Genomic DNA, 10,089 nt, shown 5'->3' with positions numbered 1-10,089 from the left:
CGCGGTGGTGGTGCTCGACGGGTTGCCGGTGACTACGTCGGGGAAGGTGGATCGGCGGGCGTTGCCGGCGCCGATATTCGAGCCGGTGGTGTTCCGGGCGCCGGTGACTCCGGTGGAGCAGGTGGTGGCGGAGGTGTTCGCGGAGGTGTTGGGGGTCGAGCGGGTCGGGCTCGACGACGATTTCTTCGCATTGGGGGGGAACTCGTTGCTCGCGGTCACTGCGGTGACTGCGCTGCAGGAACGACTCGGTAGCCGGATTCCGTTACCACTGATGTTCCTGGATCCGACAGTCACAGGGGTTGCCGGTCGCATCGGGGATCCACTGGGCCTCATCAGAGTGTCGATCGACGATGCTTTCGGTGCGGTGATTCCGCTGCGTTCGACCGGAAGTCATCCGGCTCTGTTCTGCGTACATCCGGGACTCGGACTCTCGTGGGCGTATTCGGGGCTGGTTCGATACCTCTCACCTGACCGCCCGGTATACGGTCTGCAATCGCCGGTCATCAGCGGTGAACCGAACTTCGAATCAGTTGGTCAGCTGGCCCATCGGTATGTCGAGGAGATGCGCGCAGTCCAGCCGCACGGACCCTACCATCTGCTGGGGTGGTCCTTGGGTGGCGCAATTGCACACGCCATGGCCGTCGAGTTGTCCAAAGCCGGTGACGACGTTGCCACGCTCGCAATGATGGATTCTGTCCTTTACGAAGAAGATACGGCCGCGGTCTACGGGGAAGATCCGCTCGGAGGGAGGGTAAGCGCCGAGAAGTTGGTCCACGCCATAAGTTCGGACCTCGCCGACAGCCACATCGAAGGTCTCGAAACTGTCGGTAGGACGCTCGCCGATTCCCACATAGATGGCGAGTTTTCCTTCGAGGATGCCGCCGCGCTGTTGAACAGGTTGTTCGGTCCGGAGACCGGTCTCACCTCCACGCACCTGAAACGACTTGCCGCCTCGGTTGAGAACTCCAGACGGATATGGCGCGAATACCGGCCGGGTGTCTTCGACGGGGACTTGCTCTACTTCAGCGCGGCGGGCTCGGCGAGCGTGATGGACCATGCCGGCAAGCAACGCCCGGCGCAGGCATGGCGGTCCGCTGTTACCGGCGCCGTGCACGAGAACACGGTGGACTGCGAGCATACTCAGATGACGTCACCGGAGGCATTGGCGGTCATTGGTCCCATCCTCGAGAACCACATTGTCGATCCTGCGCGGCAGTCCGAGACTCCGCCATGGTAGTGGTGCGACATGGCACTGGGATGTCTGAAGGGGCGGTGTCCTGTCGGCTGCCGTAATCGCCTGTCAGATGGCTGATTCGACGCTGATCATGAACTGTCGCTGTCCTCGGCTATGGTGTCGAGGTCGCTCAGTTCGTCACGCTCGAGGCGCCGGTAACGGTGTGTCGGTGTGATCGGTCCACACGGAGGTCAGGTTCACGCTGATGCAAGTCGCCGGTGCCAGGTCTCAGTATGCGAACCAGCCTCCCGTTTTGTGGATGAAGATTGCTGATCCAGATGCGGTGCTCCCGCCGCATCCGCCGAACACCGATGTGCGAGTACTGATTCCGGTCGGCGATCGTTTCGCCGATCTCAGGAGCAGGCTGGCAGCCGAGCAGGTGCCGTTTCGTGAGATCGGCTATCTGTTGGAGCAAGAGTCGGTGCACACTTTGAACGATGACGGTCAGTTGACCGTCGTCACCGATCAGTCAGGGCTTACCCGGTCGGCTTCTCGGCGGAATCGAGCAGCCAGCGGACCCGCAGCGCAAACCGCGCGCGATGCGTTCGAGCTGATGTGGCAGAACCACTCCATGGTGGAGGGGCTGCTGACCGAGCCCCTCCCGATAGAACGAGTCGTGCCTGCGGCCTGGGTTCGGTACTTGCCGCATCCGGTGGTGAATCCCGCTCAAGCAGAAGCGATCCCGCACATCCTCAGCAGCGGCGAACACCTGATCGTGGTGGCACCGACAGGGGCGGGTAAGACAGTGATGGGTATGGTTGCCGCGCTGCGCACCGTGCTCGAGCAGGGAAAGAAGGCCGCGTGGCTGGTGCCGCAACGTTCGCTTACCGATGAGCTGAACGAGGAACTCGATAGCTGGCGTCAGCGTGGTCTGCGTGTGGAGCGGCTCTCGGGAGAGTATCGCCTTGATGCGCAACGGATTCGGGACGCGGATCTGTGGGTTACGACGACGGAGAAGTTCGAATCGATCTGCCGGACTGCTTCGCTGCGGGAGGCATTGGCCGAAGTTGGCTGTTTGATCGTCGACGAGATCCATTTGCTGGGTGACCGCACTCGGGGGCCGTTCCTCGAAGCGATTCTCGCGCGAGTTCGGGGTGCGGGGTCTCGAATGCGAATCATCGGATTGTCGGCCACTGTCGCCAACGCCGACGAACTCGCCGTGTGGCTGCATGCTCGGACGGTGCGGGTTGCGTGGCGGCCTACACAGCTGACGTGGCAGCTGCCGGTAGTGGCCAAGACCGCGGATTGGAGTCTGGTAGAGGGCGCCAAGTCGCGTTTGACGAGCGGGATCGTGAATATGGTCACCGCCAATCGGGGCAGTGTGCTGGTGTTCTGCAGCAGTAAACGGAATGTTCGCCGGACCGCGTTGATCATTGCCGCCAGCCGGGGTGCTGATGTGTTCGGTGTCGATCCTGATGATCCTGACGTCGTGCATCGGATCTGTGCAGCCGCTCGGGTGGGCTTGCACTATAAGGGCTGGGAGTACAAGCGCGAGGCCGAAAAAGGCTTCCGTGCACGCGAATTGGATGTGCTTGTAGCGACATCGACGGTGGCGGCGGGGGTCAACATGCCAGCCCGGGCTGTTGTTGTGCAAGACACGGAGGTCGGCCTGAAGTCGATCGATGTTGCGACCGTTCAGCAGATGTTCGGTCGTGCAGGACGTGTTGGCGCGGGGGAGAATGAGGGTTGGGCCTTTCTGATCGTCGACGATGTCGAACGGGCGGTGTGGCAACGCAAGCTGCTTGCGGGTTTTCGCGTCGATTCTCAGATCCAGGACAGCTTTCCTGAGCATGTTCTAGCGGAGGCGATTCAGGGGCGCATCAACTCTCTATCGCAGGCCGAACGGTGGTGGGCGCAAACGCTGGCCCATCATCAGGGGAGCCGTGATATGACCCCGCTCAGGCAAGCAGTGCGGTTCTTGATAGACGGTGACTTCCTCAGACAGGTAGCGCGATCCGACAAAATCGATGAGCTGATCCCCACCGAGCTCGGGTTGTTGACTGCTCGGTTGATGGTGTCTCCTCAGGTCTGCTATCAGCTACGAACGGCCCTGGCCGGACTGGACCTACCCAAGAGTCCCGCAGAGGCCGAAAACCTCTTGATTCAGACCATTGCCGCCCACGTTCCCGAACTGGCTCAAGCCGCGATCAGCGAAGCTCTCAAAGCGAATGCCGTCCAGCTGAAGCTTGCCGGCGGAGTGGTGTCCGACGACGGCCAGGTCCACATCGAGTGTCGCCAGAGCGCAGGTTCTTTCGCCTACAGCCAGGGAGACCTGGCTTGCGCGGTGCTGTTGACAGCAGCGAACTCACCATCGCAGTTTCATCGTGGCGCCCGGGTGATCGCCGGGATCCCTTACGCGACAATGTATCCGATCCTAGAGCGTGCGCCGCGGTACCTGTATTGGTTGAGCAGCCAGGGGTTTCTCGGCACGGTGCATCCGTGGGTCGCTGTGGTCGCTGCTGACCTGAGCAAGAGAATCCGGTGGCGGCGGTGCCAGCCCGGCCGGGGTGCGGGGCGGCTGCTGTGGATGTGTGAGCAGATGGTCACTGCCGAACACGCCGAGGACCTCGTTCCCACGCTGTGGCACGCGGCTACCTCGCGCGGCCTGACCAGTCCCGACTGGACGGAAACAGGCAGACCTCAGGGCACTCAGCTCGACCCGTCGGACTATGCGGCGCTGCTACGAGACCGTGTCACCGGAGCCGTGCTCGAAAGCACCTCCGGTGAAGTGCGCTTGAAGTGTTCGACCACCGCCATCCTGGCCACGTGGTCAGGGACGAACTACATCACGTCCCCAGCGCCACAAGGGAAAGCCACCACTGATGCTCCGGGCAGCGGTTCCGAGCACGGGGCAGCGGTATTCACCTGGCGCGGCGATTATCAAGCAACCGGATGGCTGAGTGGATATTCACAATGTCAACCCGTGGTCGATCAGCGGCTGGTCAGCATTCAGACCTGACGCGATCGGCGCGACTGCGCACTGAGAGTCCGGATCGACGCGCAGGAATCAGTCGCCTGCACGACGGACGAGCTGCGATGCTATGTCGTTGTCGGCGACGGAGCGGATAGGATCGTGAATCGACCGACGGGCAACTGATTCGATCTAATTATCGCCCATTCCTCTTGTTGCTCCAGCTATTCGGTAGCTTGGTCTCCTGACTCAGTACTTTGATCCAGTCTTGCGCTATGTGACGCGGAACGTCGTAGTGTTTGGCGACTTTGGTGATACTTCCAAGGCGCCAGAAGGTCACCGCCAGATCCGACGGTGCGCCATTGGATGGGCGGGCCGAGTCCGACGGGCGTCGGGTGTTGCCGGACGCAGCGGCGCCGGTATCGGACCGAAAAACGGCGCGATCCGCGTGGGGCGCGGTTTTGGCTGATGCACGATCGGGCGCGGGCTCGACGTCGATTGCCTCGGCATTGGTGGCCTCAGCGACCATCGGTAGGCGGCCTTGCGACATCAGTACGGCGTTCTCGACCAAGACGGCGAAGTCGATGTGTGCCAGTTCGTTCGGCAGTGGCGCACCATCGTCGCCGACCGCCACGCGGATCTCGGTTACCCGCACGCCCCCTGTGTCGAGCACGACGGTGATGGTTGCGGTTGTCTTGTCCGGCGCGTCAGGTGCGATCGTTACTTTGTACGTACTGCCCACGAATATCTCCTTCGCTGACGTCGCGCGCGGCTCACCTGGCATCTGCGGATCCAGCCGGGGATTCGGCGGCGAGCTTGCGGAGTCGGCTCATCCAGCCTTGGGCGGTGTGCCTGGGTACACCGTAGTGTCGGGCAAGGCCAGTGACTGTTCCGATCTTTTCATACGCCGCGCGGACTTCGCCGGCGTCGGGCATGCGGCGATAGGCCCGCTCCGGGACCTCGGGGACCGTCGTGTCCGGAGTCACGGATGGTGTTGGGTCAGTGGTGTTTCGGGTTGCGTCTGATTGCTGTGTCGGGGCTTGTTCGCTGGCCGTGGCAGGGGTGGTCTCTGCGACATGCGTTGCAGCTCGGCGAGTCTCAGGGTGCGCAACGGGTGCGCTCGGATTCACCCCGGCCACCAGGGCAGCAACAACCGATTCGAGGTCGATACTCGGCAGTGTGCGTGCGGACAGGCCACCCGCTGCAGTAGACCTGATGGTCATTTCTGTAATGCGTGGGGTCGGACCGGCAGTCTCGATCTTGATCGTGGCTTCCGCGTGTCTGGAAGTTGCCTCTGTCTCTTCCGTCTCGGGAGTAATAACGACCACGTACCTACTCATATGACTCCTGCCCAAGTGTCGGCTCCGTGGCCAAAGGGCTCACAGGCGCCGCTGCGACTGCTGTCGACTGTGCAGTAAATGTAGTCGGGATGTGTGACAGCAATCGCGGCTGACCCTCCCCTGGTACTTCGCGTGGTTTCGAATGTCCGGTAGTGGAATTCTTCGAGCTGAATGGGACCGGTGGGCCGGTGTGGTCGTGCACCGGTGTTCGGCCAGGACGTGATAGCCGCGCTCGGCGGCCTGCTGCCAGGGGGCCACATCAAGGGCGTGTGAGAGCCGGTCATCGGTCCGGAAGCTGGCGGACTGTGGCCGCCTGGATGATCGATGAGCGGTTCGGCCACCCGGTGGTGGAATTGCGGGCCCATCGGCTCACCTTTGGCTGCGTTAGCGAGGTGGGGGACTGCGGCATCCCCCGACTCACGAGGAACCGATCGCCGGTGACCGGGTCGGTCAGAATCTCGACGTGGTGGATGGGCAGCTGCACCAGCTGTGCCCGCTGTGGTCGTGCCCGCACACTGCACACCGGGTCGGTGTGGCCATGCTCGGCCAGCAGCGCCGCCAGCGCGCGGGCGCCGTTCGCCCGCGCGGTGGTGCGGAATCCACAGGCGCACACCGCGCGGACTTTCGGCCCGCTGGGCGCAAAGCCCCACGGTAGGCAGACCCGGCCCTCGACGGCTCCACGAAGCCGGCCGACCTCGGTGGCAATGTCGTCGGTGGCCAGGCGCGCATTGCATACCACCGAATTCAGCGCGGTATTCACCACGCGTTCAGCCGGGGCGAGTAATCCGAAGTCATGGTGACCCAGCCCGACCGGGCGATGTGGTCCAACGTGCTCGAGCGCGACTGGGCCATCGATATTGTGCGCGTCTGCTCGATCACCGTTGTGGTTGTCGTGCACTGGATATCGATCAGGGTCACCGTGACCCTTCCCCCGCTCGCGCACTCGTCCGCCGCTTCGTCGACGAACCTGAGCCGCGATCTCTCGGTACAACTGAGCGGGTGGATTTGCTCGAAGCGGATTACCAGCTCACCGCCGCGGGACGGTGAGCCCACGGCAGCTGATCGGATCTCGCCGAGTCACCATGCCGGGCAACCGATAATGGCCTCACACCGGCCGCGTGACCAGCCGGGCGAGTTGCTTCACCCGCGACGTTTTCAATCGCACTTCCACCCGTCCCGACTGCCCCGGATCGGTCACCGCCGGGTCGTAGGCGAAGCACACTCGGTTCGGTCGGTCGATGCTGAACTCGATTGTCGCCCACAGCGGATGCGTCATCGGCACATCGATGTGTTTGAACCGGCCCGCCCACACCAGCACCCGTCGGCCGACAGTGACTGCGATCGCACCTGAGACCGCCTGCCGCTCCCACTCGACAAGACGACCGGATGAGCGGACAAGGCGACGGGTGACCGAACCGGTCAAACCCTCCTCCAAGAACACAACATCGTCGGACGCGACCAGCGACGCACGCAGATCCTCTGGCAACCGCCCCGACCCGAGCAGCAGCCGCTGCAGGCCATGCACTCATCCAGCGTAACCCCGCATACCCACCTTGCGGCCCCCAGATCTCCCGGCTCACAACCGGTTCGCGGCGTATGAGCTTTCCCGAGGCAGTGGGGACTGGCTAACGCAGATGGTGGAACGCGGCGGAATTCTGCACCAAGCCGTGCGGGGCATCGGGGATGTGCAGTGCATCCAGGCAGTACCCCACCAGAATGAGACGCGCCATCACCAGCCCGGCCAGGCGGGCAAGTACCTGAAATGCGGTGCAGACGAGTGAGATTCGGCTGATCAGCCGGTTTGCGGCTCGCCATTGTTGTCGGGCTCTTGTTCATCCGGCTACGGGCACGTACCTGCGACAACCGAACCAGAACCGTCCCGCCACCACTAACGCCTACGCCACGAAGGCCGAACTCGTTGCCTCGGTTGACAAGTGGATGAGTTTCTACAAGTACTACGCGGCGGCACTCCGCGATCGGGAACCAAAGCCCCGACAGTTTCGAGTGCTAGCTCACAGCGGTAGCCGTATAACCTCCCTGTCCACCATTCGGGGGAGCCTCAGGTTGCGATTCCCGAGTGCTACCAGGTAACTCTGAAGTGTGGCGTCGTCAGCGGGTGCCCGCATCGGCGCGCGCGTAGAACGCGGCGAGGTCGTGGGGGTTCTTGATGTAGACGTCGATCTTGCGCACCGTGTCGTCTTCAACCTGGTGGATCTCGACCATGGTCAGCGGGTACCGCTCACCGGTGGTGTGGGCCGTGAGTGTTCCGGTGAGGGTTCCGATTACGCCGGCCGGGCCCTCGTACACCTCGGCATCGGTGATGGCAACGTCGGCGTAGCCCATCATCGCGCCCAGGATCGACTGGACGAACACCTCGCGGCCCTGGTGCACGCCGCCGTAGGGAAGCTGATTCGGCTCGTCCACGATCACCTCGGGGTCGAGCTTGGCCAGGACACCCGGCACGTCGCCCTTGCTCAACGCGTCATACAGCCCTCGTACGACATCGGCCGGGGTCTGCGTCACTGTCTCGATCTGGTCGCTCATCGTGTGTGCCCTTCAATCTTGTTCAGGTACTCGAGCCCGCATGCGGAACTCGGTACGGGAAAGTTCGGCCGGCCGGGGCGCGTATGTCCTCGCACCGATCGGGCTCCGGAGGACCGGGGCATGCACGATGCAACGGGAAGCGGCCGTGACGGGGGAGTTTCCGCTGTGAGGGGTCCTGGGAGGGTCCCCCACCCGCCGCGCGGGCTGCCTACTCTGTCCTCATGGACAACCGGGACGCAGTCAGCGCGTTTCTCCGCTCCCGACGCGAGAGGATCACGCCCGAGCAGGCGGGTCTGCCGACGTACGGTCAGCGGCGGGTGCCCGGACTGCGCCGGGGTGAGGTCGCCACGCTCGCCGGGGTGAGCGTCGAGTACTACACGCGCCTGGAGCGCGGCAACCTCAAAGGTGTCTCCGACAGCGTGTTGGACGCGCTGGCCCAGGCACTGCGGCTCGACGGCCCTGAGCGCATGTATCTGTACGACCTCGCCCGCGCGGCAGGACCGGCACCCCAGGCCCGGCGGCGGGTGGTCCGGCCGACGGTTCGGCCCAGCGTGGCGCGAATCGTCGAAGGCATGCCGGGTGGGCGCACTGCGCATCGAGGCGGGGAAGAACCCCTACGACCGGGAGCTGTCGAACCTGATCGGTGAACTGTCCACCCGCAGTGACGCCTTCCGCGTGATGTGGGGCTCCCAGGACGTATATGTCTTCAGCCAGAGCACCAAACGCCTCAACCACCCACTCGTCGGCGACCTGGAACTCGACCAGGAGACCATGACCCTGCCAGACGAAAGCGGCCTGAGCGTGGTCGTCTACAGCGCACCCTCCGGAACCGCCGCCGAAGAGGGCCTGAAGCTGCTCGCCAGCTGGTCCGCCACGACCGGACAGGAGCAGCACCCGGAATCCACCAGCAAGCTTCGTCCGTAGTTCCGCAGCACCTCGATGTCGTGATCGTCGGGGCCGGACTATCGGGCAATCGCGGCCAGGCCAACTACGCGGCGGCCAAGGCCGGTCTGCAGGGGTTCGCGGTGACGGCAGATGTTAAGCGCATTGGCTTGCACCAGACGGGCAGGAGTACGTTCAGCGTCGCCTATCTGGCTTGCCCGCAACAGCATGGCAGCGCTCGTCACCGCATGGCAGAAGCTCGAGTGACGCCACATCGGCCTCAGTGATGGCCTTCTGCGCTGTCACCTCGGCTCTGCGTGTCTCATAGCGAGCCTATTCGGCACTGAGATGTCCTCGACAGCAACCGTTGTCGACAGATAGCACAGTCGATCACCCCACCTACTCGGCGATGCGTACCCCCAACTGATATTTCAGCCGTTGCAGGCTCCTCGACTTCGAACTCAGCCGAATCCAAATATTTCTTCGAATAGCGCGGCCACCGTGGCTTTCCCGTGTGTACGGGAAGGCTGACCGTCTATTCGACAAGGGGTTTTCGGGTGAGTTCCTCCAACCGATTCGTCGTGGTCCGGGGCACGGCTGGGCGGAATTCGCCGTCCACACTTCGCTCATCCACCCGGATACGCACCGCCGGGCGGTGAGCATCACCCGGAGACGTTGTGGCACTTCAACGGTAAGGCGATGCTGGCTCGATGGGCTCGGACGCAGCCGGATGTCGTCGAGGTCCGCATCGAGGCATGGCTGCCCGACCATGCGCGCCGCTGTGATGTCCGTGTCGTCTTCGGCGACGGCCGTGAGGTTGCTCGAGGTCCAGGGCGGCCCGCTGACCGATGAGGTTTCGGTGCGGCGCGCCGACCGACAGCGTGACCGAACACTGAGCAGGGTCGAACGACCACAGCTGCAGGGGACCGTCATCTGCTGCTCCAGCGCGGACGAAAGGTATTGTCCCACAGCCGTTTCACTGAACCCTTGACCGACGACGACTACCACTACCTGCACGACACCCACGGCCTGCCCCGCGATCTCGTGGTGTACCTGAACACTGAAGCCGGTGTCAGTTGACACGTCAGGGCTATGTCAGGCCGTGGCCGATCCGATCGGCGCCGTAAGCGGCAGATCCGGACGCTCGCGGATCGCACGCCCAGCGGTTCATCCTGCGC

General features: G+C 63.6%; 9 protein-coding genes. 5 read left to right on the top strand and 4 right to left on the bottom strand.

Annotated elements, in window-relative coordinates:
• Positions 1-1,237: alpha/beta fold hydrolase (locus AC3EO7_RS37535; RefSeq protein ID WP_435593845.1), on the top strand; the 1,237-nt coding region annotated here is incomplete at its 5' end.
• Between the two features lie 256 nt (positions 1,238-1,493).
• The gene (locus AC3EO7_RS37530) at positions 1,494-4,193 is read left to right on the top strand and encodes a DEAD/DEAH box helicase (protein WP_435593844.1); all 2,700 of its coding nucleotides are present in this window, start codon (positions 1,494-1,496) and stop codon (positions 4,191-4,193) included.
• 148 nt (positions 4,194-4,341) lie between these two features.
• Here AC3EO7_RS37530 and AC3EO7_RS37525 read toward each other — a convergent pair whose 3' ends face one another.
• The 4 genes from AC3EO7_RS37525 to AC3EO7_RS37510 all read right to left on the bottom strand — a co-directional run bounded on the left by AC3EO7_RS37525 (position 4,342) and on the right by AC3EO7_RS37510 (position 8,029).
• A complete protein-coding gene (locus AC3EO7_RS37525) occupies positions 4,342-4,887 on the bottom strand; it encodes a hypothetical protein (protein ID WP_435593843.1) in 546 nt (181 codons plus the stop codon).
• 878 nt (positions 4,888-5,765) lie between these two features.
• Positions 5,766-6,248 carry a hypothetical protein gene (locus AC3EO7_RS37520; protein ID WP_435593842.1) on the bottom strand — a complete coding sequence of 161 codons (483 nt, stop codon included), beginning with the start codon at positions 6,246-6,248 and terminating at the stop codon, positions 5,766-5,768.
• Positions 6,249-6,590: 342 nt separating this feature from the next.
• Positions 6,591-7,010, bottom strand: coding sequence for a hypothetical protein (locus AC3EO7_RS37515; RefSeq protein ID WP_431972652.1), 420 nt, complete (start codon positions 7,008-7,010; stop codon positions 6,591-6,593).
• Positions 7,011-7,594: 584 nt separating this feature from the next.
• On the bottom strand, positions 7,595-8,029 hold the full coding sequence (locus tag AC3EO7_RS37510) for a nuclear transport factor 2 family protein (RefSeq protein WP_431972651.1): 435 nt from the start codon (positions 8,027-8,029) through the stop codon (positions 7,595-7,597).
• A gap of 221 nt (positions 8,030-8,250) precedes the next feature.
• Between AC3EO7_RS37510 and AC3EO7_RS37505 the strand changes: the two genes are divergently transcribed.
• The 3 genes from AC3EO7_RS37505 (at position 8,251) to AC3EO7_RS37495 (ending at position 9,763) form a co-directional block, all read left to right on the top strand.
• The gene (locus AC3EO7_RS37505) at positions 8,251-8,676 is read left to right on the top strand and encodes a helix-turn-helix domain-containing protein (protein WP_435593841.1); all 426 of its coding nucleotides are present in this window, start codon (positions 8,251-8,253) and stop codon (positions 8,674-8,676) included.
• Positions 8,609-8,953, top strand: coding sequence for an MmyB family transcriptional regulator (locus tag AC3EO7_RS37500; RefSeq protein ID WP_435593840.1), 345 nt, complete (start codon positions 8,609-8,611; stop codon positions 8,951-8,953). The genes AC3EO7_RS37505 and AC3EO7_RS37500 overlap by 68 nt, the downstream gene beginning before the upstream one ends.
• Before the next feature lie 633 nt (positions 8,954-9,586).
• Complete coding sequence (locus tag AC3EO7_RS37495) at positions 9,587-9,763, top strand: competence protein CoiA family protein (RefSeq protein WP_488186323.1); 177 nt, start codon at positions 9,587-9,589, stop codon at positions 9,761-9,763.
• The last annotated feature ends 326 nt before the right edge of the window (positions 9,764-10,089 follow it).

The sequence above is a fragment of the Nocardia sp. bgisy118 genome (assembly GCF_057708605.1).
The sequence above is the reverse complement of the archived record's forward strand: the minus strand, read 5'-3'. Positions and strand labels throughout refer to the sequence as shown.